Raw genomic sequence first — 26431 nt, 5'->3', positions numbered from 1 at the left:
GCCGCGGAGCGGCGGGGCGCGCTCATGGGAGCCGGTTCAGCCCGTCAGCACGTCCGCAAGACGTCGGCACGCCTCACGGATCGTCGCGTAGGAGCTCGCGTAGACCGCAGCCGAGCGCCCGTAGGGGTCCTGGACGTCGTCCTCCTCGACCGGGACGCGCAACCGCGGCCTCGCGCGCAGCGCCAGCGGCGTGAGCTCCTGCAGTCGGGCACCGGGCGTCGACCCCGCCAGCGGCGTGGCGCCCGCGATGTCGGTGGATCCCGCGAGCCGCACGAGCTCGCGCAGGGTGAAGGTGCGACGCAGTGCGCCTGGTGCCTCGCTCACCACCCGCGAGCGGTGCGCGCGCGTCATCGCCAGGATGACGTGCGCCTCCTCGATCTGGTCGCGGTGCAGCTGGCGGGCGCGGAAGCCGCCGGCGTCGAGACCGTCGGCGGCCAGCAGTGCGGCCATCGCGGGCTCGACCGGGGCGCCGACGACGGCCTGCGTGCCGGCGGACCGGACGGAGACGCCGGGGCCGAGCGCGTGCGCGAGCAGAACCTCGGCGGCCGGTGAGCGGCAGATGTTGCCCGTGCAGACGACCAGCACGTGCGTGGTCGGACGGGAGCGGCGCACGAGGGCAGCCTAGGGCGAGGCAACCGTGGCTGCGTGGCCGTCCGCACTCCGAGCGATCCCCGGCCGATCGTTGCTTACGCTAACTAAGTGGTAGACTTGAGGTCGTGCCCGCACAGTCCTCCGGTCAGCCCCGCCAGCCCCGGGAGACCAACGCCGAGCTCGTGTCGAACCTTCGGCGCGCCGTGCTCATGACGTCCCGCCGCCTGCGCGCCGAGCGCGCGGGCGGTGTCACGGAGTCGCAGTACTCCGTGCTGGCGCACCTGAGCTGCGAGGGCGAGTGCACGCCGTCGGACCTCGCGGAGCTCGAGTGCGTCTCCGCGCCGTCGATGACGCGCACGGTCGCCGCGCTCGAGACCGCCGGTCTCGTGGAGCGCCGTCCGCACCCGGACGACGGCCGGCAGGTGCTCGTCCGGATCAGCGACGAGGGCACAGCGGTGATCGCCGCGACCCGACGTCGCCGCAACGCATGGCTGACGCAGCGCCTCGGCGCGCTCAGCCCCGACGAACGGGACGCGCTCGCGCGCGCCGCCGACATCCTGAGGAGGATCTCCGCCCGGTGAGCAGCTCGTGAGCACGACCTTCGACTCCCTCAAGTTTCCCGCCTACCGGCTCTGGTTCGCCGGCGCGCTCGTCGCGAACGTCGGGACGTGGATGCAGCGCATCGCCCAGGACTGGGTGGTCCTCACGGACCTCTCGGACAACTCGGGGATCGCCGTGGGGATCGTCACGGCGCTGCAGTTCCTGCCCGCGCTGCTGCTCGGGCCGTACGGCGGACTCCTCGCCGACCGCCTGCCGCGCCGCGGGCTGCTCATGGTCACCCAGGGTGCGATGGGCGCGCTCGCGCTGGGACTCGGCGCCCTCGTGCTGAGCGGGTCCGCGCAGCTGTGGCACGTGTGGGCGTTCGCGTTCGTGCTGGGCGTCGTCGCGGCGGTCGACAACCCCGTCCGGCAGACCTTCGTGGCCGAGCTCGTGCCGCAGTCCTCGCTGCCGAACGCCGTCGGGCTCAACAGCGCGTCGTTCAACGCGGCACGGCTGGTGGGTCCCGCCGTCGCCGGCCTCACCATCGCGGCCGTCGGGCCGGGCTGGGTGTTCGTGGTGAACGCCGCGTCGTTCGCGTTCACCGTCGGGGCGCTCATGCTCATGCGCACCCGCGACCTGCACCCGCTCCCGCACGCCGAGCGGAGCAAGGGGCAGGTGCGCGAGGGGATGCGTTACGTCGGCGCTCGCAGCGACATCCTGCTCATCATGGCCGTGGTGGGCGTGGTCAGCGCGCTCGGGCTCAACTTCCAGCTGACGTCGGCGATGATGGCCGTCACGGTATTCGACCAGGGCGCCGCGAACTACGGCCTGCTCGGCTCGGTCCTCGCGATCGGGTCGCTCGCCGGCGCGCTCATGGCGGCGCGGCGGTCGCAGCCGCGGGTGCGGTACATCCTCGGCGCGGCGCTCGGGTTCGGCCTCGCCAGCGCCCTCATGGCGATCGCTCCGACGTACTGGACGTACGCGCTCGCGGCCATCCCGGTCGGGTTCTGCTCGCTCACGATGCTCGCGTCCGCGAACGCCTACGTGCAGACCTCGACCGCTCCCGAGATGCGCGGCCGGGTCATGAGCCTCTACCTCATGGTGCTCATGGGCACGACGCCGATCGGCTCGCCCGTCGTCGGCTGGGTGGGGGAGGCGTTCGGAGCGCGGTGGAGCATCGGCATCGGCGCGATCGCCACGATCGTGATCGCGGTCCTCGGGATCGCCTGGGCCCGGCGCGCGTGGCACGTCGAGCTGCGGTACGTGCGCACCCCGTCGCCGCACGTGCTCGTGCTGAGCGACGCCGACCGGATGGGCCGCGCGGTCTGACGCCCGGCGCGTCCCACCCCGGCGTGCCCGCTCCGCCGTCGGCCGGGCTCAGAGGCGCTCGACCACGAAGTCGACGCACGCGGTGAGCGCCTCGACGTCCTCGGGCTCGACGGCGGGGAAGGCCCCGATCCGCAGCTGGTTGCGGCCGAGCTTGCGGTAGGGGAACACGTCCAGCACGCCGTTGTCCCGCAGCGCGCGGATCACGGCAGTGGCGTCCACCTCGGGGACGAGGTCGACCGTCGCGACGACGGGCGAGCGGTGCGCGGGGTTGACGACGAACGGCGTGGCCCACTCCCGAGCCTGCGCCCACGCGTACACGTGATCGGTGCTGCGGCGCGAGCGCTGCGCCGCCCAGTCCAGGCCGCCGTTGTCGAGGAACCACTCCACCTGCTCCACGAGCAGCACGAGCGTGGCGATGGCCGGGGTGTTGAGCGTCTGGTCCAGTCGTGAGTTCGTGAGGGCGACGTCGAGCGAGAGCGACTCGGGGATCCACCGGCCCGAGCCGGCGATCTCGCCGATCCGGTCCACGGCGGCGGGGGAGACGACGGCGAGCCACAGCCCGCCGTCGGACCCGAACACCTTCTGCGGCGCGAAGTAGTAGGCGTCCGCCTGCGTGAGATCCACGACGGCGGCGCCCGCGATCGAGGTGGCGTCCACCAGCGTCAGGGCGTCGGCCGGCGCGCCCGGCGGGCGACGGACGGGCGAGACGACTCCCGTGGAGGTCTCGTTGTGGGCCCAGGCCACGACGTCGACGGCGTCGCTCGGGTCGGGCACGGCGAGCGTGCCGGGCTCGGCGCGCACCACCTCGGACGGCTCGAGGAACGGCGCGGCCGTCGTCGCAGCCGCGAACTTGCCGGAGAACTCCCCGTGCACCGCGTGGTGCGCACGGCTGCGGACCAGGGAGAACGTGGCCGCGTCCCAGAAGCTCGTGCTTCCCCCGTTCCCGAGCACCACCTCGTGCCCGTCGGGTGCCCCGAGCAGCTGCGCCAGGCCCTCGCGCGCGCGGCGCACCAGATCGCGCACCGGTGCCTGACGGTGCGAGGTGCCCAGCACGGTGCTGCCGACCGCGGCCAGCGCCTCGACCTGCGCGGGGCGCACCCTGGACGGGCCGCTGCCGAACCGCCCGTCGGCGGGCAGCAGGGACGGTGGGATCACGATCGTGGCCGGGGCGGTGCGAGCGGCGGGGCTCGGCACCGCAGAGCTCGGCACGGAAGAGCTCGGCACGGCAGAGCTCGGCACGGCAGAGCTCGGCGCCGCAGTGTTCGGCGCCGCAGAGCTCGGCTCGGTGGCCGACGCGGGCGCGGGCGGTTCGACGGGTTCGGTGGGCGAGGGCGTGAACACGGCCCCCATCCTTGCGCACCCGCCGTTCGGCATAGGGTGGTCTCTGGAAAGCCGCGAGCGAAGGGGCGAAGGGTGAGCGACCTCATCGACACGACCGAGATGTACCTCAAGACGATCTACGAGCTGCTCGAGGAGGGCATCGTCCCGCTGCGGGCTCGCATCGCGGAGCGCCTGGGTCACTCGGGTCCCACCGTGTCCCAGACCGTGGCCCGCATGGAGCGGGACGACCTGGTGGTGGTGACCGACGACCGTCACCTGGAGCTCACCCGAACCGGACACGCGCGCGCCATGCACGTCATGCGCAAGCACCGGCTCGCCGAGCGCCTGCTCACGGACGTGATCGGTCTGGAGTGGCCGCGCGTGCACGAGGAGGCGTGCCGGTGGGAGCACGTGATGAGCGGCGAGGTCGAGGCACGCCTCATCACCCTGCTCGGGCACCCCGACCACGACCCCTACGGCAACCCGATCCCGGGCCTGGACGAGCTGGGGGAGAAGCGAGCCGAGCCGTTCCTCGCCGGCGTGACGTCCCTGCTCGCCGCGGTGACCGCCGGGGAGAACCAGTTCACGGTGCGTCGGATCGGCGAGCCGCTGCAGGTCGACGTCGAGCTGCTGCGCCGGTTCGAGGAGTCCGCGGTGCTGCCCGGTGCCCGCGTGACCGTGACCCGGGAGCCTGCGACGCTCTCGCTCCAGGCGGAGGGGTCCGAGATCGTGCTCGACCTCCCGTCCGAGCTCGCGCGGCACGTCTTCGTCGAGGTCTGAGGGTCAGCCCCGCATGTGACGGGCGCGCGGGCGGGGTCGGCCTCCTCCGCTGCCGCGCGCGCCGCGTCGGCGGGGTCGATCCACACGCGCCGGCAAGGCCCGGAGATCGTGTCTGTGGGGTTGCCCACAGCCTTCTGACCTCGCCTTTTGTTGGACCGTTGAACGAGACTTGACCTGCCAGGACGTACTTTTGGTCGCACTTGACCAAACTGGGTGCGGGTCACCGTGACCAAAACGTGACATCGCGCTCGGGGATCAGTTACAGTCCCCGCATCCCTCTTCCGAGGGAGACCCGCGCGGCACGCCGAGCCCTGCCACCGCGACCGGGGAGCCTACCCAAGGCAGGGACGGGGGACCCACCGTTCTACGGGCTCCGGCCACGCCGGGGTCCTTGGGGTGAAGCTCCCACCGAGAGGCGGGAGCCGGGTGCACTCCAGCCCGACCCGACAGCTCACCTCGCAGGCGTAGGAGGAACACGACTTGACCCAGGTGATCACGCGCGGCCGCCACCGGGCTTCAGCCCGACCCACGACCGCTCTCGACGTCATGGCGTCGAACGTTGCGAGCAGCATTCCCGGCAACCTCGGCCGCACCGCCGTCGTCGCTCTCACGTCCACGGGTCTCGTCCTCGGCGGTGCCGCCGTGGCCCAGGCTTCCCCGTCCGGACAGCCCGACACGATCAAGGCTCCGAGCACCAAGTCCACGACACTGAGCGCTGAGCAGATCGAGCGCGCCGGCACCCAGTCCACGGTGACCGTGGACGCCGGCACCGACCTCGGCATCACCGCCGCGACCGTGACGGCGGAGGCCCCGCCGCCCCCGCCGCCCCCCCCGCCCGTCGTCCGCACCGTCACCACGTCGCGCACCCGGACGGCCACCCAGGCCACGACGCGCACGACCACCAACGAGGACACCGCGACCGCGGCGGCCGACAGCGCCGAGGCCGAGACCGTGAGCGCCGCCCCCGCGATCGACGGGAGCCTCGCCTCCGCCGTCGTCGCCGAGGCGTTCAAGTACATCGGCACCCCGTACGTCTCCGGCGGCGCGAGCCCGTCCGGCTTCGACTGCTCGGGCTTCCTGCAGTACGTGTTCGCGCAGGTCGGCGTCTCGCTCCCGCGCACGTCCTCGGCCCAGGCGGCGGCTGGCTACCGCGTCTCCGCCTCCGAGGCCCGCGCCGGTGACCTCATCTACCAGCCCGGCCACATCGGCATCTACCTCGGCGACGGCCAGCACATCGCTGCCCGCAGCCCGGGCACGCCGCTCAAGGCCGGCCCGGTCTACATGACGAGCCCGCAGTACATCCGCGTTCTCGGCTGACACCAGCCCACGCACGAAGGCGCCCCGGACCTTCGCGGTCCGGGGCGCCTTCGCGTGGGGTGACCACGCGTGGCACCGCGTGGGGATGCCCTGACAACCCCGCCGGTGCGGGCTAGGGTCGAGTCATCACCGAGCGAAGGGGGTGAGACGCGATGACGCACACCCCGGAGGTGCTCGTCGGCGTCGACGGGTCCCGGGCCAGCGCCCAGTCTCTCGAGTGGGCGCTCCAGGAGGCGGTCCGGCGCAGCTGGTCGCTGCGGGTGCTCTGCTCCTACTCCTTGCCCTCGTTCACTGCGGCGTCCATCGACGGCGGGTACGCCGCCCTGGACGACACCGCGATCCGTGACAGCGCCCAGGCCGCGCTCGACGCCGCCGTCGCGCAGGTCTCCGACCGGGGGGTCGAGGTCAGCGCCGACCTCGAGACCGGTGACGCCGCGGGCGCGCTCATCGCCGCGACCTCGAACGCGGGGCTCGCCGTCGTGGGCACGCGCGGCGGCGGCGGCTTCACCGACCGGCTGCTCGGCACGGTGTCCAGCGCCCTGCCGGCGCACGCGCACTGCCCGGTCGTCGTGGTGCCGCACCGCACCAAGGACGGCGGCGAGGGCGACACGCCCGTCCGCCCGCCGCGCAAGATCGTGGTCGGCGTCGACGGCTCGCAGAGCGCCCGGGTCGCGCTGCAGCACGCGGTCGCCGAGGCGACGCTCTGGGGCGCCGAGCTCACCGTGGTCGCGGCCGTCCCGATCAGCCAGGGCTCGAGCATCCTCCCGTGGCTGCCGTCGGCGGTGGACCGCGGCCAGATCCTCGCGGACGTCGAGGCAGGCCTCAAGGTCACGGTTGACGAGGCGGCGCGGGATGCCGGGATCTCCGTCTCGATGCACGCGATGGACGGGACCGGCGCCGCGCTGCTCACGGAGTTCTCCACCGCGGTCGACCTCGTCGTCGTGGGCTCGCGCGGGCGGGGCGGGTTCACCGGGATGCTGCTCGGCTCCACGAGCCAGTCTGTGCTGCACCACGCGTCGTGCCCCGTGCTGGTCGTGCCGGTGCGCCTGGACAAGGAGGAGGACTTCTCGCCCGTGCGGCCGCCGTGGACGCGGTGAGGGCGGGGCTCTGGGTGCCCCCGGCGCGAATCGAACGCGCGACCTACCGCTTAGGAGGCGGTTGCTCTATCCCCTGAGCTACGAGGGCGGGGACCGGGCTGCACCGGCGGCGACCAGCCTACCGGGCGTCCGAGGGCCGGGACGGCGCGCGGACGCCCGGGACGAGGGCGTCACCGGGGTGAGGATGGAGGCATGACCACCTCCACCACGCCCGCCGACGCACCCGCCCGCCACGCCGCCCACGACCCGTCCGCCACGGGGTCTGTCGCCCGAGTCACGGATCCGCTCGACGTCGGGCCGGTCGTCCTCGGTGGCAACGTGTTCGGCTGGACGGCCGACGCCTCTCACGCGGTGCTCGACGCGTTCGTCGCGGGCGGCGGACGTGCGGTCGACACCGCGGACGCCTACTCCGCCTGGGTGGACGGCCACGTGGGCGGGGAGTCCGAGACGGTGCTCGGGGACTGGCTCGCGGCGCACGGCGCCCGGTCGGACGTCGTGGTCGCCACCAAGGTCGCCAAGCTCGCGAGCCGCCCCGGCCTTGCCCGGGACAACGTGTCGGCCGCGCTGGAGGAGTCGCTCGCACGTCTGCGCACCGACGTCGTGGACCTCTACTACGCGCACGCCGACGACGCCGAGCTCGCGCCCGAGGACATCGCCGCCACCTTCGGTGCCCTGGTCGCGGACGGGCGCGTGCGCGCGTGGGGCCTGTCGAACTTCCGTCCCGACCGCGCCCGCGCGGTGGTCGAGGCCGCCCGCGCGGCCGGGACGGCGGCACCGGCGTACTCCCAGGACCGCTGGAGCCTCGTCGAGCGCGGGATCGAGGGCGACCTCCTGCCCACGCTGCTCGACCTCGGCCTCACCGAGCTGCCCTACCACGCGCTCGCGGCCGGCTTCCTCACGGGCAAGTACCGCCCGGGTGCGCGGGTCGACTCCCCGCGCGCGGGCGCCGCCGGCCGCTACCTCGAGCGCCCTGGTGCGCTGGCGCTGCTGAGCGTGCTCGACGACGTCGCCGCCGCGCACGGGGTCGACGTCGGTGCCGTCGCGCTGGCCTGGCTGCGGACGCGGCCGGGCGTCGGCGCGCCTATCGCGAGCGCGCGCTCGGTCGCGCAGCTGGGTCCGATCCTCGCGTCGTTCACGCTCGAGCTCACCGCGGACGAGGTGACGCGGCTGACCGCGGCGAGCGACGCCGTCGTGCCTGCGTCCTGAGCGCGGGCCGGGGCTGGTCGCGGTCCGGTCGAGGCGCGTCCGCAGCTGCGGCGAGACCGGCCTGCCGAGGGCGCGCAGGGCCGCGCGTGCCGGGGCCGCCTGGCGTGTACGGCTCCGTGGCGGCCCGGAGCCGGTTAGCCTGCCATGGTGACGAGCGGAGGGTGCGCGTGACGTCGGGACGTGACGAGCACGAGACGGAGATCCTTCCGGCGACGCGGGACGAGGCGAGCGGGCCCGACCGGGCCGGCGCCGTCGGCGACCTCGAGACCGGCGCTGTGGCGTCCGCAACCTCTCCTGAGACCTCGCCCGAGGCCGCGGCTGAGGCCGCGCCTGACGCCGGTGCCGGGGCGGGGACCGAGGCCGCGACCGCGCAGACCACGCCCGCGCAGCCCACGCCCGCGCAGCCCACCCCGGCCGCGCCGGCGCCGACCCAGGTCCCGGACGCGGAGCCGGCGCCGGCTCGTGCGGCCGAGCCGGTCGCCGAGCCACTCACCCGCGCCGAGGCGGTCGCCAGGGCGGTGCGGCAGTGGCAGGACGCGCTGTCCGCGCTCGGCGGCGAGTCGGCACTGCGCGACATCGACACGGTGGCCGACGCGACGCTCGACCTGTCCGCGGCGCACCCCGGCGGCATGGCGCAGCTGCTCGCGGGGCGCCCGACGGCGCTCGGCAACCTCGTGCGTGAGCCGTCGGCGCTCGCCCACGCCCGCCGTCGGGCGCGGGTGGTGCTCGCGCGGGCCGCCGAGCACCGGCACCAGTACGGCGTCACGGCCACGACGGCGGCGCTCGGCGTCATCGCGTGGAGCGAGCCCGGCGAGGACGGCGCCCGGGTCGACGTGCGGGCGCCCGTGTTCCTGCGTCCCGTCGCGCTGGAGATGGCCGACGGCGACCTCGAGCCCACGCTCACGCTCGGCGGTCGCGCGCAGCTCAACCCTGTCGTGGAGCACGCCCTCCTGCACGCGGGCCTCGACCCGGCGGTGCTCGTCGCGCCGGTCCTGGAGGGCTCCTCCGACCTGCGCGAGGCCCTGGACGGCATCCGCGACGCGGCCGTCGGTGCGCTCGAGGAACCCGAGGTGTCCGAGCTCATCGTCGTGGGCTCCTTCGCCCACCCCGGTCAGCTCCTGGCCGACGACCTCGCCGGCGGATGGCTCGCCGGCCACGACGTGGTGGCCGCGCTCGCGGGCGACCGTGACGCGATCCGGGCGCTCGCCGTCGAGCCGCCGCCCGCGCTGACGCGCGACCGCGATCCCGGCACCGAACGCGGGGTCGGCGACCTCGACCTCGCGCAGCAGCGCGTGCTCGACACCGTGGCGAGCGGCCTGTCGGTCGTCGTGGACGCCCCGCCCGGCACGCCCACCACCGAGACCGTCGCCGCGATCGTCGCGGACGCGGCCGCCTCCGGGCGCACCGTGCTGCACGTGCCCGGGACCCGCCGCGCCGGAGAGAGCCTCGTCGCCCGGATGATCGAGCTCGGCCTGGACGGCATGGTGCTCGACGCCGCCGACGGACCTGCCCAGGGCCCGGCGGCCGGCGGGCTCCTCGTCGCGCGCCTCGGCGCCGACCTGCCCACGGTCGACAAGGTCGGGATCGGGGCGCAGCGGGCCGAGCTCACCCGGCTGCGTGCGGCGCTCACCGCCCGCGTGGACGCCTGGCACACGCGGCACCACCAGCTCGGGGTGTCCCCGTACGACGCGCTGCAGGCGCTCGCGGAGCTCACCGCCCGCCGCCCGGCGCCGCGCAGCCAGGTGCGGTTGAGCTACGCCACGCTCGGCCGGCTCACCGGTCGTGCGCTCGAGGACGCCCGCGGCGAGCTCGCGCGTGCGGCGGCGCTCGGCGCCTTCCAGGTCCGCCGCAGCGACAGCCCGTGGTTCGGGGTGCGGCTCGCCGACGCCGACCAGGCGCGCGCGTGCGTGGCCTCGGTGCAGCGCCTCGCCGCGCGCACCCTGCCGGCGCTGCGGCAGAAGATCGCGGTCGCCACCACGCAGACCGGGCTCGAGCCCGCGCGCGACCTGGAGACCTGGGTCGAGCAGCTGCGGATGCTGCAGGGCGTGCGCGCCGCGCTCGACGTCTTCCAGCCGACCATCTTCGAGCGCTCCGCCGCCGACCTCGTCGCCGCCACCGCGCCGCGCAGCGAGCGCGACGCCTACGACGAGATGCCGGCCGCCGTGCGGCGGCGCCTGCGCAAACAGGCGAAGGACCTGCTGCGGCCCGGGCGGCACGTCACGGACCTGCACGCCGAGCTCGTCGCGGTCCAGGAGCAGCGCGAGGTCTGGCAGGTGCACTGCACGGCGGGCGGGTGGCCGCGCCTGCCCGACTCGATGTCGGAGCTCATCGGCGCGACCGAGGAGGTCACCGCCGCGATCGCCGAGCTGGACGCACCGCTGCGCAACACCGTCGGCGACGGCTCGGTGCCGCTGGAGCACCTGCACCTCGACGACCTGTCCGACCACCTCCTCAGCCTCGCCGAGGACGAGAGCGTGGCGCGTGCCCTGCCCGAGCGCACCGACGCCGTCGCGCGCCTCGTGGACCTCGGGCTCGCCGACCTGCTCGACGACCTCGCCGACCGGCGCGTGCCGCTCGAGCTCGTGACCGCGGAGCTCGACCTCGCGTGGTGGACGAGCGCGCTCGAGCACGTCATCGCCAGCGAGCCGGCGCTGCGCGGCGCGTCGAGCTACGCGCAGGACGTCGAGCGGCTGCGGGAGCTCGACCGTCGCCAGGTCGACAGCCTCGTCCCGCCCGTCGCGCTGGCGACGGCGCAGGCGCTGCGCACGGTCGCCGTCGCGCACAAGGCCACGGCACGCGAGGTGTTCCGCCTCGCGGACGCGGCGCGACGCGGCATCGCGCCGTTGGACCTGCGTCGCTTCCGCGCGGAGTACGCGCCCGTCGGAGCCCAGGTGGTGCCGTGCTGGAGCGTGCCCGCGATGCTCGTGCCACAGCTGCTCGAGCGGCCGGGCGCCGAACCCGACGGCCCGCCCGTGGACCTCGTGGTGCTCGACTCGGTGCAGAACCTCGCCACCGAGCAGGCGGTCTCCGCGATCGCCCGGGCGCGGCAGGTGGTCCTCGTCGGCGACGTGCGGCGCGGTGGCACCGGGCTCGTGGCCGACCTCGCGGCGGTGCTGCCGCGCGTGGAGCTGGACGGCTCGCGCACCGACCGGGACGAGTTCCTCACCGCGTTCCTCGCGGCCCACGGGTACGAGGGCGCCGTGGTGGAGGTGCCGTCGCCGCCGGGTCCGACGGCCATCCGGCTCGACCTCGTCGAGGGGCGTGCCCTCGCGGCCCACGGCGGCGTGGTGGACAGCGTGCCCGCCGAGGTGGAGCACGTCGTCGACGTCGTCATCGACCACGCCCTGAGCCGCCCCACCGAGTCGCTCGCCGTGATCGCGCTGAACCCGCGGCACGCCATGCGGATCCGCGAGGCCGTCGCGGCCGCGGTGACCGGGAGCCCCGCCGTCGCCGGCTTCTTCGACACCGGGCGGCTCGAGCCGTTCCAGGTGGTCGACGTCGAGCAGGCCGCGGGCATGCGGCGCGACGCCGTGGTGCTCGCCGTAGGGTACGGCAAGACGCCGCACGGCCGGGTCATCCACCAGTTCGGCGCCGTCAGCTCCGCGCGCGGGGTCTCGCTGCTCGTGGACGCCCTCGAGGCGTGCCGGCGCCGGCTCGTGGTGACGAGCTGCCTCGCGCCGTCGGAGCTCGACAGCACCCGGCTGCGCTCGGCCGGGTCGCGGATGCTCTCGGACCTGCTGCAGTTCGCGGCCGCGGGGGGGGAGTACGGCGTGCCGCCCGCCGAGCGCGAGGGACACCCCGCACCGCTGCTCGTCGACCTCGCCGACCGCCTCTGGAAGCTCGGGCTCGACGTCGTGGCGGACTACGGCCCGCCGCGCGGCGTGCGGATCCCGCTCGCCGTGGGCCACCCCTCGCTGCCGGGGACGTTCCAGGTGGCGGTGCTCACCGACACCGACGACTACGTGATGACCGGCAGCCTGCGAGCGCGCGACCGGTACTGGGTCGAGCGCCTCGAGCGGCGCGGCTGGGCCGTGGTGGTGCTGTCCTCGCTCGACGTGTTCCTCGACCCGGCGGCTGCCGCGCAGCGTGTGCTCGATGCCGTCACGGCGCGCGTGCGCGACGCGCTGGCGGCGCCGACCCGCACCGCGGCCAGCGCGCCGCCCGTGCTGCAGGTGGACGAGGACGGTGCGGACGACGCCGACGAGCCCGTGGGGCTGGGCGGGGTCGAAGCGGGCCGGCGAGGCGGTGGCGACCGCGGAACGGACGCCGGCGGCGGTGCGTCGGCGGGGTCGGACGTCGGGGACCGTGCGGGTGCGGGCTCGGGTGGCCCTGCGGACGGCGCGGGTGCGGGGGAGGCGCTGGTCGACGTGACCCGCCTCGACGGCGCGGCCGAGGCGGTCGACCCCGCGGAGACCGAGGACGAGGCGTCCGAGGCGCCGCCCCGGCAGGGCGAGCGCCCCGACGTCTTCGCCGGGCTCCCGATGGGCGCCTACTCGGCGCGTGAGCTCGACGCCCTCGCCGCCTGGATCATGAGCGACGGCGTGGGGCGGGACGACGCCGAGCTGGCCGCCCAGCTGCGCGCCGAGCTCGCGGTGCCCCGGGGTGCCGCTCGGGCCGACGAGATCATCGGTGAGGTGGTCGAGCGGACGCTGCGGCCGCGCCCCGAGGAGCCTGCTACGGATGATCACGACGACGACGGCGACACGGCGGCCGAGCGGGAGACCCGCTACTCCGCCGGGCCGGAGACCGCGGAGATGATCGTCCGGTTCAGCGACGACGACGCAGCCGACGACGACGCAGCCAGCGCGGACTCAACCGCGGCTGACGCGCGCGGCGGCGCCAGCGCGGACTCAACCGCGGCTGACGCGCGCGGCGGCGACAGCGCGGACGTCCGCGGCGGGACCGAGCCGGGGGCGACCGCGCAGCGCGCCTCGGCGGCGGCGCGCCCGCCGGCACCTCCCGTGCTCCCGAGCAAGGCGTGGGAGGACGAGGACCGTGCCTGGGGCGACCGCGGCGGCGACGACGAGGATCGCCTCCGCCGTGAGCGCCCGCCCCACTGGGGCTGAGCCCGCCCGATACGACGGAGCCGGACTCGCCCGCGGGCGAGTCCGGCTCCAGCGTCGGTGCGCGCCGACGCTCAGGCGGTCGGCGCTCCGGGCAGGATCGGCCCGCCGGGCGCGGGCGGAACCGGCGCCGGCGGGACGGCCGTGCGCCCCGCGCCGCCGGCCGGAGCCTTGAGCAGGTCGCGGATCTCCTGGAGCAGAATGACGTCCTCGGCGGGTGCCTCCGGCTCCGGCTCCGCGCCGGCCTTGCGCTTCGCGGCCAGCGCGTTGAGCGGCAGCACGACGATGAAGTAGATCGCGGCGGCCACGAGCAGGAAGTTGATCAGCGCCGTGAGGACCATCCCCGGCTTGATCAGGGCGTCGCCGAGCGAGATCGTCCAGATGTTGTCGAGGTTGGGCTGGCCGAACAGCCCGCCGATGAGCGGGTTGATCAGGCCCTCGACGATCGCGGTCACCACGGAGGTGAACGCGGCGCCGATGACGATGCCGACGGCGAGCTCGACGGCGTTCCCGCGGCTGATGAACTCCTTGAAGCCGTTGAGGAAGCCGGTGCGCTTGGCGACGGCGCTCGCGGCGCTGTTGTAGGCGTTGCTGGCGTTGGCGAAGGCGTTGGACATGAGGATTCCCCTCGTGCTGGTCGTTCACGGACCCGGGCGGCTCCCCGAGGCGCCGAGGGCGACGGTCAGGGTGCCGCCCGCGCTGGCGTCGAGCACGAGGGTAGCGGCCTCGCTCGGAACGGCAACCAGCAGGAGGTCCGACGGCGACCCCGAGCCGCCGAGCAGACCGCCCGTCGAGGCCGCGCCGATCCGCGCCAGGACGCGGGCGCGCGAGGTGAGGACGCTGGCGCCCTCACCGGTCGCGCTGACGAGGTGGACGGTCGCGCCGTCGGGCAGGAGGTCCGCCGCGGCGGGGTCGGCGAGGTGCACCGGGACGGCGAGCTCGCCGTCGGACAGGCCGGTCCAGCCGTCGACGGCGAGCTGGCTCGCCAGGACCGGCGTGCCGCGCGCCGCGGGGTGCGCGAGCATCGATCCCACGAGGTCGGCGGGGGAGGCGCGGGCCCCGGCCGGCACGAGCGCCGGGGGGAAGTCGGCGATCTCGACGTCGGCCGGGGTGATCCGGGTGCCGGCGGGCAGGTCGGCGGCCGCGACGACCACGGCGCTCGTCTCCGGCGGGGTGGGGAGCACGGCCGGGAGCAGCGTGAGGATCGCGGTTGCGACGAGCGCCCCGACGAGGAGCGGCCGGTACCGCCACAGCCGCGAACGCCACGCGCGACGTCGCGCACGGGCTCCTCGTCCCGCGTCCGCCGGTGCCCAGCTCGTCATGGCGACGACGCTAGGTGGATGCCCCGCCGACACGCGCGCGGGCTGTGGACAGTGCTCGCGTCGACGGCGCCCGACCCGTAGGGGGACAACCCGCGTGGCCGCTCGGGCGGGCCGCGGGGTGACGACCCTCACGCGGAGGGCTTGCTCGCCGTCGGCGGCGCGTCAGGTGAGCTGCGCGGGGGTGAGCCTCACGCCGAGGGTTGGCTCGCCGTCGTCGACGTGCCGGTCGAGGTCGACCCGGAGGACCCGGACGCGGACGAGCTGGACGAGGTCGACCCGCCGGATGTCGAGCCGGATCCGCTCTTCTCGCCGGACGAGGCCGTCGAGCTCGCGGACGTGGAGCCGGAGTCCGAGGACCCGCCCGACGTGGCCGAGGAGGACCCGCCCTTCTTCCCGCTCTCCCGCGAGTCGGTGCGGTAGAACCCCGACCCCTTGAACACGACCCCCACCGGCTGCAGCACCTTGCGCAGCGCTCCGCCGCACTCGGGGCACTCGGTGAGCGGCGCGTCGGTGAAGGACTGGCGGACGTCGAAGGCGTGTCCGCACGCCGTGCAGCGATAGGCGTAGGTGGGCATGACGCTCCTGGTGCTCCTGGCCTCGGGCCCGCGTCGCGGGCTGGCACTCACGTGGTCCGAGTGCCAAGACTACCCCTGCCGTCAGGCTGCGCGGCGGCCCTACGTCCACCAGCTCGTGGGAGTGAGCACGCCCCCCACGGGCACGTCGTGCGCGGCGCGGGGGAGCGGTGCGTGGTGCGCCTCCTCGTCGTACACGACCGCGAACACCGCGGCGTCGGGCGCGGCGTGCAGCAGCGTGCGGTCGTACCAGCCTCCGCCGAGCCCGAGGCGGTAGCCCTCGTCGTCGACGGCGAGGGCCGGGACGAGGATGAGGCGCGCCTGCGCGAGGAGCTCCGGCCCGCCGTCGGACTCGACCGGCTCGAGCGGGCGGTTCGGGGCGCGCTGCGCGAGGTCGGCCATGCCGGTGTAGTGGCCCCACCGGCGGTCGAGGGCAGCCCCCAGCACCGGGAGCAGGATCTCCAGGCCCGCGTCGTGGAGCACGTCGAGCGTCGGATGGGTGCCGGGCTCGTCCTTGCGGGAGACGTACGCGGCGACGGCGTCACCGGCCTGAAGCCCGAGCGAGGCGACGAGGTCCGTGGTCTGGCGCGCGATGCCGCACGCGCTCGTGGCGAGGCGGCGGGCGTCCTGCTGGCGGCGACGGCGCACGAGCGTGGTGCGCAGCGCGTCCTTCGCGTGCTCCAGCGCCTCGTCGGCGTGGTCGCCCGCGATCTCGGGCATCGGGTGGGGGTCGTCCTCGTGGGACATGGGTAGGGCGTCCTTGCCTTTCACCCCTTTACTGTCGCACAGGAAGCGCGTCGCGGCTCCCGTCCCGGGGGCGGTGTCTCGTGCTCGTCGCGGGCTGTCCGGAGCGCCGCAGGGCGACGCGACGGCGGCGTGGCGGGAGCCGCCCGGCGAGACCCGTGCGCCACCTCCGCGGTGTGCGCGTTCGCGGCCCGTCGGCCGCCTTGCCGATGTACCGCCACGCGCGCGTCGCGCGCCGCTACTGTGCACCCCATGTGGCCGACGCGTCTCGCCGAGGGGCCGCTCGCGCTGCGCCCGCTGCGGCGCCGGGACGGCGCCGAGTGGTCGGCGGTGCGCGCGCGGAACGCCGTCTGGCTGGCGCCGTGGGAGGCGACCGTGCCCGGGGGAGCGCGCTCGGTGCTGACGTTCGGCGGATACGTGCGCGAGCTGAACCGGCAGGCGCGGTCCGGCGCCTCGCGGCCCTGGGTGATCGAGCTGTACGGGCGCATCGTGGGGCAGGTGACGGTCACCGCGATCACGCACGGGTCGCTGAGCTCGGCCGCGATCGGCTACTGGATCTCGCGCGACGTCGCCGGGCGCGGCCTCATGCCGCTCGCGGTGGCGATGGCCGTCGACGACTGCTTCTCCTCGATCGGCCTGCACCGCATCGAGATCAACATCCGGCCGGAGAACGGCCCGAGCCTGCGCGTCGTGGAGAAGCTGGGCCTGCGGGACGAGGGCGTGCGCAAGGCCTACCTGCACATCCAGGGGGCGTGGGCGGACCACCGGACCTTCGCCCTCACGACCGAGGAGGTGCCGCGCGGCCTCCTGGAGCGGGCGCGCGCACTCCCGCACGACCTCGGCTGAGCTCGACCCACGCCTGAGACGCCCGACTGCGTCGCCCGTCCGCGCGGCACCGCCCACGCCGCATCGCCCGCGTCACCCCGCCCGCGTCACGCCGCGGGCGACGCCTGCGCCGCACGGCGATCCTCGCCGTCGGGCCCGCGGTGTTCGACCCGATTGCGCGACACGCCCGCCCACGTGCGCCGACGCCTCGAGCGGCGGCCCTACCGTCGGCTGCGTGAGCACCGCCGGGTTCGTCATCGCGGCGGCGGTCATGCTGATCCTGGGCTACTTCGTCCCGTCGCTCGTGCGGCGGCGGCAGACCATCGGGGACGCCCGCGTCCACGACCGGTTCTCCGCCTCCCTGCGGGTGGTGGAGCGGCGGGGTCGACCCACGGACGGCGTACCGCTCTCGACGACGTCGCTCCTGCCGGCCTCACGCCCCGTACCAGCCCTGGCGGCCCCCGCGACCGCCCGAGCCGCCTCACCCGCCCGAGCCGAGGAGCCCACCGTGAACCGCCCCACCGGGATGGCCGAGCGCCGCAGCGCCCAGGAGGCACGCCGGGTTGCGGCCGTCCGCGCCGCGATCGCCGCACGGCGTGCCGAGCAGGCGGCCGCCGCTCGCCGTCGCCTCGTCGTCACCCTCGCCCTCGTGACCGTGACCGCCGTCGCGTGGCTCGCCGTCGTGCTCGCCGACTTCTCCGTGCTGCTGGCCGTGTTCTCCTCGCTCGTGCTCGTCGCCGTGCTCGTGCTCGGCGTGCGCGCGGCGAAGGCGGAGCGCGCCGAGTGGGCGGACGTTCCCGCGAGCCTGGTCGAGCCGCGTGCCGCCGTGGTCGCCGGGCCCACGTACTCGCCCGCCGAGCTGCGCTCGCACCTCGCCGCGGCGGGTGCCGCGACGACGGCTGCGCCGTCGACCGCGTCCGAGCCGGCCGAGGCCGCCGCCGACGCCACGTCCGGACGCCTGCGCTGGCAGACGGACGAGCCCGCCGAGGTGGCGGCCAGCACCGACGCCGCCGCCGGTACCTGGACGCCCGTCCCCGTGCCCGTGCCGACCTACACGCTCAAGGCCGAGGCTCGCCGTCGCGAGGACGTCGCGCCCGACGGCGAGCTCGAGTCCGCCGGTGACCTCGCCGCCGCGCAGGTCGCCCCCGAGGGGGCCGGTGTCGAGGCTCAGGCCGCCGGGGCACCCGACGCCGAGGTGCCGGGCATCGACCTCACCGCTGTGCTGGCGCGACGCCGCGCGAGCGCCTGACGCGACCCCCGGGGGCGTCCGTACCATCGGTGCGTGAGCGACGTCCTCGACCACGGTCCGTTCTTCCACGGCACGAAGGCCGAGCTGCGCCCGGGTGACCTGCTGACGGCGGGGTACCGGTCGAACTACCGGCCCGAGGTCGTGATGAATCACGTCTACTTCACGGCACTGCTCGACGGTGCCGGACTGGCGGCCGAGATCGCCGGGGTCGAGGGGGCGCCGCACGTCTACGAGGTCGAGCCGACCGGTCCGTTCGAGAACGACCCGAACGTGACGGACAAGAAGTTCCCCGGCAACCCCACCAGGTCCTACCGCAGCGCGGACCCGTTGCGGGTGGTGCGGGAGGTCGAGGACTGGCCGAGGCTGGCGCCCGAGGCGCTCCAGACCTGGCGGGAGCGCCTCGCGGCGCTTCGCGCGGACGAGGCCGCGCAGATCATCAACTGAGCGGCCAGCGGATCCGGTGCCGACAGCTGTCCACGGCGGACGTGCCGCGCCCCGTGGCCCGGACCGGGTACGCCCGCGGCCCTCAGCGCTGCACGACGAGCCGCTCGCCCTCCCAGCGCAGCGGCATCGGGTCGGTGATGCACCCGCCGAACGCGCCGTCGGGTCCCTCGTTGACGAACGCGAGCAGCACGGCGCCCTCGGCCGAGTCCACGATCTTGCCGACGTAGAGCGACTCGTCCGTGAGCAGGTACGCAGCGTCGAGGTCGTAGGGTCCGACCGCTGACGCCGCGGGCGCCGCCCAGATCCCGCCGTGACCGAACCGCTCGCGGCGCTCAGGCGAGAGCTCGCCCGCGAGGCAGTTGAAGACCAGCACATCGCGGCCCTCGACCGCGGCGGCCTGGAACACCTCCAGCTGACCGAACCCGTGCCGCGGCTCGGTCAGCGGCGGCTGCACCGTCCACGTGAACAGGTCGGGCGACGTCGCGTGGCCGACCACGCCACGCTCCGCGACGTCACCCTCGCGCGACCGCGCGGTCACCAGCATGTGCCACCCCTCGCCGTCGGGGTCGCGCAGCACCCAGGGGTCGCGCCAGTGCTCGTCGATCCAGCCGGCGGGCCCGCCGACCTTCTCGTACCAGCGCGCGTCGGCGCGTGCGACGGGGTCCGCGCGCTTGGTCCAGCCGTGCAGGTCGGCCGAGGTCGCGTGACCGACCTGCTGCACGAGCTGGCCCTCGTCCGTCAGCGTGGTGCCGGTGTAGAAGAGGTGCCAGCATGCGTCGTCGCCGCGGACCACGGACCCGGTCCAGGTGGCCGTCTGGTCGAAGGCGGGCGGGCTGCCGTGCACGAGCGCGTCCGCCACCCGCCGCCACGTGCGCAGGTCCGTCGACACCGCGTGCCCGACGGCGGCGCGACGGTGGCGCAGGTTCGGGTCACCGAGCGCGCGGGAGGCGTAGAGGAAGAACAGGTGATGGGTGCCGTCGTCGTCCTGGGCGTGCCAGAAGTCCCACACCCACGAGTCGGGGAGCTCGAGCATCAGCCCTTGACCCCCGAGGACGCGATCGAGTTGATGAACGAGCGCTGGAAGCACACGAACAGCACGAGCACCGGGATCGTGATGAGCGAGGCGTAGGACATGATCTGGCCCCACGAGGTGTTGAGCTGCTTGAAGTAGTCGATGCCGACCATGACCGGCCGCAGCTCCTCGGACTGCACCACCATGAGCGGCCAGAGGTACTGGTTCCACGCGGGCAGGAACGTGAGGATCGCGACGGTGGCGATCGCGGGCCCGGCGAGCGGCATGACGATCTTGCGGTAGATCGTGAAGCGACCCGCACCGTCGACCGTCGCGGCCTCGTCCAGCTCCTTCGGGATCGACGCGAAGTACTGGTAGAAGAGGTAGATCGAGAACGCGTTGGCGACGAACGGGATGATCTGGACCTCGTAGGTGTCGAGCCAGCCGGTCGAGCCGTCGTAGTACGGCAGCAGGTTGACCCACCACAGCAGCGGCAGCGCGAGCGTCTCGAAGGGCACGATGAGCGTCGCGATGATGACGCCGAGCGCCAGGCTGCGGCCGCGGAAGCGCAGCCGCGCAAGCGCGAACGCGCACATGCTGTTGACGATCAGGCCGAGCACCACGGTCGCGACGGCGATGACCACGGAGTTCGCGAGGAAGCGCCAGAACGGCACGCGACCGAACACCCCGGTGTAGTTGTCCAGCGAGATGTCGCCGACTGGGAGGAACGCCCGGACGCTCGTCAGGTCGCCGAAGATCTGCGTGTCGGGCTTGAGCGAGGACACGAACATGAACAGCAGCGGCAGTGCGAACACGAGCGTGAGCGCGATGCGCACGACCCAGCGCCAGACGAGGCGTCCGGTGCTCGGCCCGCGGTGGGAGCGGTTGGCTCGGGCAGGCACGACGGCGTGCGGGGCCGGTGCGGCCACGTCGCCCGTCGAGGTGGTGGCGGAGGCGCTCATCAGGCGTCCTTCTCTCGGGTGAGGTAGCGCTGGATCAGGTTGACGGCGAGGACCAGGGCGAAGAACACGAGCGCGATCGCCGCCGCGTAGCCGGTCTGCTGCTGGGTGTAGCCGGCGCGGAACGCCTGGAACACCACGGTGCTGGTGGAGTCGAGGGGACCGCCCTGCGTCATCACCTGGACCTGGGTGAACAGGGCGAACGCCGCGATCGTGATGGTGACGAGGATGAAGGTCGCGGTCTGGCGCAGGCCCGGCCACGTGACGTAGAGGAACTTCTGGCGGTTGCTCACGCCGTCCAGGTCCGCGGCCTCGTAGAGCTCACCGGGGATGGTCTGCAGGCCCGACAGCCAGATCACCATGTGGAAGCCGACCGCCTGCCAGATGGACATCACGATGATCGCGAGCAGTGCAGTGTCCTTGTTCCCGAGCCAGTCCGGGCCCGTGATTCCGATCCGCGCGAGCACCGCGTTGATGAGGCCGTCCTGCTGGTACATGAACTGCCACAGCAGCGAGATGACGACCATCGAGGTGACGACCGGCAGGAAGTACATGGTCCGGAAGAACGTGACGCCGTGCATCTTCACGTTGACGAGCAGCGCGAGGCCGAGCGCGAGTCCGGCCTGCACCGGGACGATCACCGCAGCGAAGATCACCGTGTTGCGCAGCGACTTCCAGAACACCGGGTCGTCGAACAGGCGGGAGAAGTTCTCCACGCCGATGAATCGGGGTCCGGTCGGCGAGATGAGCTTGGCGTCGGTGAACGCGAGGCCGAACGTCAGCGCGATCGGTACGAGGACGAACACGAGGATGAGGACGCCGGCGGGCAGGATCATCCACGCCGCGGTGCGGGACTGACCCCGCGAGCTGCCCGTCACCGACCGCGGACGTCGGGTGACGGCGGCGGACGGGACCGGCGGTTCGATCTCCACCATCTGGGTCATGAGGGCTCCTGTCGGATCTGAGGGCGTCGGCCGGGCCGCTGCGGTGCGGTGAACGGGCCCGACGGCGTGGCGCGTCGGGGGAGGCGGCGCTGGGGTGGGGCGGGGGTGACGCGGCGGGGGTGACGCGACTCGACGGGCGAGCGACGCCGTCGTGCACCGGTGGTGCGACGTGCGGGGCAGGGCGGGGCTCGCTCGCGGCGAGCCCCGCCTGTGCCTCAGGAGGTCGGGGCGAAGTTGTCGTTGCTCTTCTGGTTGGCGTCGATGTCCTTGACGGCCTGGTCGAGCGTGGCCTGCGGGTCGGCGCCGTTGAGGATGTCCTGCGCGGCCTTGGTGAACGTGGTCGCGATGAACGGGTAGCCCGGGGTGACCGGGCGCAGCTCGGCGAAGTTCTTCGAGAAGACGCGGAAGATGTCGTACTTGCCGCCCTCGCCGTAGCCGTCGACCATCGCGGCGGCGCCGTCGGTGGCCGGGATGGTGCCGGTGGCCTCGGAGATGGAGGCGACGTACTCGTCCTGCATGGCGAACGTCATGTAGTCCAGCGCGCCGTCCATGTCGGAGCAGGTGGCGCTCACGCCCCACTGCCAGGAACCGCCGCCGATCTTCGCGCCGGCGCCGAAGTCGACGGGCGGAAGGAACGTGACGTCGTCGGCGATGTCGGACTCGGCCGCCGGCGCCGCGGACCAGGAGCCCGTCCACAGCAGCGCGGTCTTGCCGTTGAAGAAGTCCTGCGCCGGGTCCTGCCCGGACTTCAGCGGCATGTAGCCGTCGTCGACCAGCGAGCGGAACCACGTGGCCCACTCCACCGCCTCGGGGCCGTTGAGCACGCCGTCGGCGCTCTCGTAGTTCTCGCGGTCGATGAGGTCGCCGCCGAAGCTCTGCAGCTGCGGGGAGTAGGCGTAGGGCCACCACTCGCCGGTGTTGCCGGTCTGCATGTCGAGCACGTTGTCGAACTGACCGCTCGCCTTGATGGCCGCGAGCGCGGAGGCGAGCTCGTCCTTGGTCCAGGGCTCGTCGGCGGTCGGGATGCGCACGCCCGCGGCCTCCAGCGCCGAGGTGCGGGCGAGGAACGCGAGCGCGACGTCGTAGTAGCCGAGCGAGTAGAGCTCGTCGTTCCAGACGCCCTGCACGGACGGGAGGAAGTCGGCGGCGCGGTCCTCGAGGCCCGTGAGCGGAGCCAGATAGCCGGCCCACGCCCAGTTCGGGACGTTCGGACCGTCGATGTCGAGGATGCAGGGGAGGCTGCCCGAGGACGCGGCGGAGGTGACGGAGGTGTTGTAGGAGTCCTGCGGGAACGCCTGCACCTCGACCTTGTACGTGCTCTGGCTCGCGTTGTAGTCGTCGACGACGCCCTGGATGGCGGCGAGCTCGGCGTCGTTGCCCGCGTTGTGCGTCCACATCTTCAGGACGGTGGCGCCGCTGGCGTCCTCACCCCCACTGTCGGTGCTGCTGCCCTTGCCGCACGCGGCCAGGGAGAGGGCGAGGCCCGTCGCTACACTGACGGCGGTCAAGCGCTTGAGCTGCGTGGAAACCACGATGTTCTCCAACTCTGTGTCGTTCCCGGGTTGCAGCCCGGGGATGGTGTCACCCGTTGCAGCGGGTGGGGGTGGGGTACTCGCTCGTCGCCCCGGTTCCCGACCGGGGCGACGTGGCCTGTGGGACCGCCTCGGGCCTATCCCGGCGGCGCGGCGACGGAGCCACGGCGCACCAGAGGGCACGGCAACGTCTCGTAGCGGGGACGCTCCTTTCGGGTCGAGTCGATCGAGTCCATGAGGGTGTCGACGGCCCACCTGCCCATGTCGTAGTGGGGCAGGGCGACGGTCGTCAGGCCAGGGCGCAGGCTCGCGGCGATGAGCTCCTGGTTGTCGAAGCCGACGATCGACACGTCCTGCGGCACACGCAGCCCGAGCTCCTGGGCCGCCTGGTAGGCGCCGAGTGCCATCCGGTCGTTGAAGCAGAAGAGGCCGGTCGGGCGCTCGTGCGCGGGGCGGTCGAGCACCGTGAGTGCGCCGAGGAACCCGCCGCGCGCCTCCGAGGGGTGCTGGGTCAGCATGTCGGGCGCAAGCTTGAGGTCGGCTGCGGCGAGGGCCTGACGCACTCCGTCGAGCCGCAGCGACGACGCCGGGATGTCGTCCTCGTTGTTGACGAAGGCGATGCGCCGGTGGCCGCGCTCGAGCAGCTCGGTGACCGCGGCGGCCGCGCCGCCGGCCTCGTCCGGCACCACCGAGGACCAGCCGGACTCGGTGGAGCGGGCGTCCAGGAGCACGGTGGGGATGCCCTCGAGGGCCGCCGGCGGGGTGAGGACCCGGTGGTACTCGGCGGCGTAGACGATGCCGTCGACCTGGCGGTCGCGCAGCTCGCGGATCTCGCGGTTCTCGAGGTCCTCGTCGGCACCGGTGTTCATGAGGACGAGGATCGAGCCGCGCGCGGCGGCGGCGTCCTGCGCGCCCTGGATGCTCTGGCCGGCGTGCGGCGAGGTGGCCACGTGGTCGCCGACGAAGCCGATCGTGTCGCTGCGCCGGCGCCGCAGGCCCTGCGCGAGGCGGTTCGGCGTGTAGGCGAGCTGGGCGGCAGCAGCCTGCACCCTCTCCTTGGTGGAGTCCGGGATCCGTTTGCCGGGGATGTCGTTGAGGACGTAGGAGACCGTGGTGACCGAGAACCCGGAGAGCTCCGCGACGTCGCGCAAGGTGGTGCGTCCCACGGTTCCTCCTCATCGAGTGCCCAAACGTTTCGGCTGCTGGAGAGGAGTGTGCCCAATGGTTTCGCCACCTGTCAACTGTCATGCTTCGCTGCGTGTCTCGGCGGTCCGGTGCGAGGCGCGGGCATGGGAGACCACGCCCGAGCGATCGCGCCCCCGCGGAGGACGTTGACATCGCGGGGAGCGCCCGCGGAATGCCCGGGTCGCCGGTGCGGTCACTTAGTCTTCGAGTCGCCGACCGCCCGCTTCGGTGAGGTGTGCCCTGATTCGCGTCCGAGATGGGGCGCTACTTTCAGCCTCTCCCCGTTTCGGCAGCGCGTTGTGCGGGCGCCACTGATCCCGGTAGCTGCGAGTGCGATCGTAACCATGTCGGCCGAGCGGGCGAGCATCGTGAACATAGCGTTCATGAGTCGACCTCCCTTCTTGACTCGGTTCTTCCAGACATCTGTGGGGAAGACGGTCGTGAGGAGGGACACCGTGATGCAGGCCAGGATCAGCAGCCCCGAGGGGTCTGCTCGCTCCTCGCTTGCGGCGCCGAGGAACGACTATGCGTGCTCGTAGCAGTGAACGTCGCGGTGATGTCGGTGTCTCGTGAGAGCGTAACGGTGCATGGTTGCCGAAGGGCGGCCCGACGAAAGGGCGGACAGTGTACCTCGCGCAAGACAGCACCATCGTTGCCAACTACTTCCGCATCCGGGAGTCGATCGCCAACATCCCCGACTTCAGCGATCTCGCGTACGGCCGTCATCCTGCCCGGTTCTCGCAGCTATTGAGCTCGATTGTGCTCGGAGCTGGCGAGTCACCCTTCACACTCGTGACCACAAATGGTGAGGTGGCGACGAACGGCCCTCAAACGATGAACCTGCACGGGCTCGCGTTCACGGACGCCCTCGTTGTCGAGTTCACGATCGGGGATGTCCAGCTGTCAGCGAACGAAGGACGCGGTCGCGTCACGGTGCGCAGATTGTCAGATATGGAGTCGTTTGACGTGTGGTCGAGTGGCCCGATCGCGACCACGGGGTGGCCCTTCGATGTCGAGGGGATCCTGCGCTTCAGAGACGGGCATTCGTGGCTCTTCACAGTTCACGGTGTAGGAGTTGTGGCCTGAAGCCGCCGGTCTCGAGCAGGCTGCGGGCGATGTAGTTGGTCAGGTTCCTGAATCCGAGTGCGCTGCCGCGCAGGTGTTCGAGTCGGCCGTTGAATCTCCTATGTATGTCAAGCAGCCGCCGCAGGTGTGATCGTGGCGTTGAGTTGCCTGTAGATCTGACGGGCGAGGTAGCGCTTGAGCGAGCGGCGGATCTCGCGCGGGGTGCGCCCCTGCGCGGTGCGCTTGTCGACGTAGGCGCGGGTCTCGGGGTCCATGCGCATGCGGGTGACGACGGCCATGTGCAGGGCGCGGTTGAGGCGTCGGTCGCCGCCGCGGTTGATACGGTGTCGAACGGTGTTGCCGGATGAGGCCGGGATGGGGTTGACGCCGGCCAGGCTGGCGAAGGCGGCTTCGGAGCGGATCCGGCCGGGGTGCGACCACGCAGCGTAGGCGATCGCGGCGGTGACGGGTCCGATGCCCGGCTGGTCCAGCAGGCCCGCGGCGGGGCTCTCGTTCAACAGGGCGGTCATCTGGCGGGTGAGGTCGCCCAGCTCCCTGTCGGCTGTGCGGACACGCTTGGCGAGGCGGACGGCCTCGGCGCGGGCGACGCCGATGGAGAGCTCCTCGGCGCGGGCGCGCCACGCGGCGATCTCGCTGATCCGGCCGGTGTTGAGGGTGCCTCGGGCATCGATCCCCAGGTCGACGACCCGCAGCAGCGCGATCAGGGCGTTGATCGCGGCGGTGCGCTCGTTGGTGATGTGGTCGCGGGAGGCGATCAGGATCCGCAGGGCGGCCCGGGCTCCCTCGTCGGTGCGCGGCAGACGCAGCTGGGTGTGGTCGAGCGGGAGGGCTGCTTGAGCGATCCGGCGAGCGTCCAGGGGGTCGGACTTGCCCACGCCGCGGTTGGCGCGAGCGTTCATCCGTGGTGCCTCGGCCACGGCGTACCCAGCATCGGCAGCTGCACGCGCCAGGCGGGCGCCGTAGGTGCCGACGCCCTCGATGACCCAGAGCGCGTCGAGGTCCGCGCCGGTGCGGCGTGCGACCCAGGCGACGGCACGGGCAAGGCCGGCAGTCGTCGCTGGGAACTGTGCCTCATCGAGGACCTCTCCGGTCGGGCAGGCCAGCACGGCGAGTGCATGGGTTCGGGCGTGGGCGTCTACGCCGATGACGAATGGGCGGGTGTGCGCGACGATCGACATGGTGATCGACGTTCCTTCCTCGTGACGGGGATGTGATGTCTCGGTCGCCAAGCGGCCGGCACCGGCCCGGGTAGAGGTCACGTCGGGGCATATCTGTGATGGGCCACGACCCCGTGAATCTAGATGGGGTCGGACA

At 73.5% G+C, this 26431-nt stretch carries 24 protein-coding genes, 1 tRNA gene, 1 pseudogene and 1 riboswitch; of the genes and pseudogenes, 13 read left to right on the top strand and 13 right to left on the bottom strand.

Translation table 11 applies throughout. The features are described from left to right. Window positions 1-36 precede the first annotated feature (36 nt). On the bottom strand, window positions 37-612 hold the full coding sequence (locus AC3AQ1_RS05365; RefSeq protein WP_108718128.1) for an arsenate reductase/protein-tyrosine-phosphatase family protein: 576 nt from the start codon (window positions 610-612) through the stop codon (window positions 37-39). A 104-nt stretch (window positions 613-716) separates the two neighbouring features. Here AC3AQ1_RS05365 and AC3AQ1_RS05360 point away from each other — a divergent pair, with 104 nt between their 5' ends. Together AC3AQ1_RS05360 and AC3AQ1_RS05355 are read left to right on the top strand one after the other, a co-directional pair. Beyond that, complete coding sequence (locus AC3AQ1_RS05360) at window positions 717-1172, top strand: MarR family winged helix-turn-helix transcriptional regulator (protein WP_234417811.1); 456 nt, start codon at window positions 717-719, stop codon at window positions 1170-1172. A gap of 7 nt (window positions 1173-1179) precedes the next feature. Continuing rightward, window positions 1180-2460 carry an MFS transporter gene (locus tag AC3AQ1_RS05355; RefSeq protein WP_108718127.1) on the top strand — a complete coding sequence of 427 codons (1281 nt, stop codon included), beginning with the start codon at window positions 1180-1182 and terminating at the stop codon, window positions 2458-2460. A gap of 48 nt (window positions 2461-2508) precedes the next feature. On the opposite strand, the gene serC is transcribed toward AC3AQ1_RS05355, so the two are convergent. Next, on the bottom strand, window positions 2509-3618 hold the full coding sequence (gene serC, locus AC3AQ1_RS05350; RefSeq protein ID WP_234417920.1) for a phosphoserine transaminase: 1110 nt from the start codon (window positions 3616-3618) through the stop codon (window positions 2509-2511). A 1-nt stretch (window position 3619) separates the two neighbouring features. Here serC and AC3AQ1_RS05345 point away from each other — a divergent pair, with 1 nt between their 5' ends. From AC3AQ1_RS05345 to AC3AQ1_RS05330, 4 genes are all read left to right on the top strand, one after another. Continuing rightward, window positions 3620-3877, top strand: a complete 258-nt coding sequence (locus AC3AQ1_RS05345) for a hypothetical protein (RefSeq protein ID WP_234417810.1) — start codon at window positions 3620-3622, stop codon at window positions 3875-3877. Next, entirely contained in the window at window positions 3874-4560 is a 687-nt protein-coding gene (locus tag AC3AQ1_RS05340) for an iron-dependent transcriptional repressor DtxR (protein ID WP_108718125.1), read from the top strand. Before AC3AQ1_RS05345 ends, AC3AQ1_RS05340 begins: the two co-directional genes overlap by 4 nt. Window positions 4561-4889: 329 nt before the next feature. Then, window positions 4890-5034, top strand: a riboswitch (cyclic di-AMP (ydaO/yuaA leader). A 15-nt stretch (window positions 5035-5049) separates the two neighbouring features. Further along, the gene (locus tag AC3AQ1_RS05335) at window positions 5050-5877 is read left to right on the top strand and encodes a C40 family peptidase (RefSeq protein ID WP_234417919.1); all 828 of its coding nucleotides are present in this window, start codon (window positions 5050-5052) and stop codon (window positions 5875-5877) included. A gap of 152 nt (window positions 5878-6029) precedes the next feature. After that, window positions 6030-6974: a universal stress protein gene (locus AC3AQ1_RS05330; protein ID WP_108718123.1), complete on the top strand. Its 945-nt coding sequence runs from the start codon at window positions 6030-6032 to the stop codon at window positions 6972-6974. Window positions 6975-6989: 15 nt separating this feature from the next. Here AC3AQ1_RS05330 and AC3AQ1_RS05325 read toward each other — a convergent pair. Then, a tRNA-Arg gene (locus AC3AQ1_RS05325) sits at window positions 6990-7062 on the bottom strand. A gap of 104 nt (window positions 7063-7166) precedes the next feature. On the opposite strand from AC3AQ1_RS05325, the gene AC3AQ1_RS05320 reads away from it, so the two are divergent. Continuing rightward, window positions 7167-8180 carry an aldo/keto reductase gene (locus tag AC3AQ1_RS05320; protein WP_108718122.1) on the top strand — a complete coding sequence of 338 codons (1014 nt, stop codon included), beginning with the start codon at window positions 7167-7169 and terminating at the stop codon, window positions 8178-8180. A gap of 167 nt (window positions 8181-8347) precedes the next feature. Next, window positions 8348-13246 (top strand): hypothetical protein, encoded by a 4899-nt coding sequence (locus AC3AQ1_RS05315; protein WP_159096395.1) that lies wholly within the window; start codon window positions 8348-8350, stop codon window positions 13244-13246. Window positions 13247-13317: 71 nt separating this feature from the next. Here the strand turns inward: AC3AQ1_RS05315 and mscL are convergent, their stop codons facing one another. Further along, window positions 13318-13860, bottom strand: a complete 543-nt coding sequence (gene mscL, locus AC3AQ1_RS05310) for a large conductance mechanosensitive channel protein MscL (RefSeq protein WP_108718119.1) — start codon at window positions 13858-13860, stop codon at window positions 13318-13320. A 24-nt stretch (window positions 13861-13884) separates the two neighbouring features. Continuing rightward, window positions 13885-14565 carry an SAF domain-containing protein gene (locus AC3AQ1_RS05305; RefSeq protein WP_108718118.1) on the bottom strand — a complete coding sequence of 227 codons (681 nt, stop codon included), beginning with the start codon at window positions 14563-14565 and terminating at the stop codon, window positions 13885-13887. A gap of 141 nt (window positions 14566-14706) precedes the next feature. On the opposite strand from AC3AQ1_RS05305, the gene AC3AQ1_RS05300 reads away from it, so the two are divergent. Then, the gene (locus AC3AQ1_RS05300; RefSeq protein ID WP_313556713.1) at window positions 14707-14985 is read left to right on the top strand and encodes a hypothetical protein; all 279 of its coding nucleotides are present in this window, start codon (window positions 14707-14709) and stop codon (window positions 14983-14985) included. Window positions 14986-15047: 62 nt separating this feature from the next. Here the strand turns inward: AC3AQ1_RS05300 and AC3AQ1_RS05295 are convergent. Both AC3AQ1_RS05295 and AC3AQ1_RS05290 read right to left on the bottom strand, forming a co-directional pair. Then, window positions 15048-15140 (bottom strand): annotated as a pseudogene (locus AC3AQ1_RS05295) (FmdB family zinc ribbon protein); the annotation flags it as partial. 99 nt (window positions 15141-15239) lie between these two features. Next, entirely contained in the window at window positions 15240-15884 is a 645-nt protein-coding gene (locus AC3AQ1_RS05290) for a 5-formyltetrahydrofolate cyclo-ligase (protein ID WP_234417809.1), read from the bottom strand. A gap of 249 nt (window positions 15885-16133) precedes the next feature. On the opposite strand from AC3AQ1_RS05290, the gene AC3AQ1_RS05285 reads away from it, so the two are divergent. From AC3AQ1_RS05285 to arr, 3 genes are all read left to right on the top strand, one after another. Then, window positions 16134-16727, top strand: a complete 594-nt coding sequence (locus AC3AQ1_RS05285; protein ID WP_108718116.1) for a GNAT family N-acetyltransferase — start codon at window positions 16134-16136, stop codon at window positions 16725-16727. A 214-nt stretch (window positions 16728-16941) separates the two neighbouring features. Then, a complete protein-coding gene (locus tag AC3AQ1_RS05280) occupies window positions 16942-17955 on the top strand; it encodes a hypothetical protein (RefSeq protein WP_108718115.1) in 1014 nt (337 codons plus the stop codon). 33 nt (window positions 17956-17988) lie between these two features. Next, on the top strand, window positions 17989-18399 hold the full coding sequence (gene arr, locus AC3AQ1_RS05275; protein ID WP_108718114.1) for an NAD(+)--rifampin ADP-ribosyltransferase: 411 nt from the start codon (window positions 17989-17991) through the stop codon (window positions 18397-18399). An 82-nt stretch (window positions 18400-18481) separates the two neighbouring features. Here arr and AC3AQ1_RS05270 read toward each other — a convergent pair whose 3' ends face one another. From AC3AQ1_RS05270 to AC3AQ1_RS05250, 5 genes are all read right to left on the bottom strand, one after another. Then, complete coding sequence (locus AC3AQ1_RS05270) at window positions 18482-19432, bottom strand: glycoside hydrolase family protein (protein WP_108718113.1); 951 nt, start codon at window positions 19430-19432, stop codon at window positions 18482-18484. Continuing rightward, complete coding sequence (locus AC3AQ1_RS05265; protein ID WP_108718112.1) at window positions 19432-20373, bottom strand: carbohydrate ABC transporter permease; 942 nt, start codon at window positions 20371-20373, stop codon at window positions 19432-19434. Before AC3AQ1_RS05265 ends, AC3AQ1_RS05270 begins: the two co-directional genes overlap by 1 nt. Further along, window positions 20373-21314, bottom strand: a complete 942-nt coding sequence (locus AC3AQ1_RS05260; RefSeq protein WP_234417808.1) for a carbohydrate ABC transporter permease — start codon at window positions 21312-21314, stop codon at window positions 20373-20375. The genes AC3AQ1_RS05265 and AC3AQ1_RS05260 overlap by 1 nt, the downstream gene beginning before the upstream one ends. Window positions 21315-21529: 215 nt before the next feature. Next, a complete protein-coding gene (locus AC3AQ1_RS05255) occupies window positions 21530-22846 on the bottom strand; it encodes an ABC transporter substrate-binding protein (protein ID WP_199916531.1) in 1317 nt (438 codons plus the stop codon). A 137-nt stretch (window positions 22847-22983) separates the two neighbouring features. Further along, window positions 22984-24012 carry a LacI family DNA-binding transcriptional regulator gene (locus AC3AQ1_RS05250; RefSeq protein WP_108718111.1) on the bottom strand — a complete coding sequence of 343 codons (1029 nt, stop codon included), beginning with the start codon at window positions 24010-24012 and terminating at the stop codon, window positions 22984-22986. Window positions 24013-24622: 610 nt separating this feature from the next. Here AC3AQ1_RS05250 and AC3AQ1_RS05245 point away from each other — a divergent pair. Continuing rightward, window positions 24623-25117, top strand: a complete 495-nt coding sequence (locus AC3AQ1_RS05245) for a citrate synthase family protein (protein ID WP_159096394.1) — start codon at window positions 24623-24625, stop codon at window positions 25115-25117. Between the two features lie 107 nt (window positions 25118-25224). Here the strand turns inward: AC3AQ1_RS05245 and AC3AQ1_RS05240 are convergent, their stop codons facing one another. Further along, window positions 25225-26295: an IS110 family RNA-guided transposase gene (locus AC3AQ1_RS05240; protein ID WP_106817779.1), complete on the bottom strand. Its 1071-nt coding sequence runs from the start codon at window positions 26293-26295 to the stop codon at window positions 25225-25227. Between the last annotated feature and the right edge of the window lie 136 nt (window positions 26296-26431).

The organism is Miniimonas sp. S16 (assembly GCF_057748195.1).
This window is presented reverse-complemented; position numbering and strand designations above follow the sequence as displayed.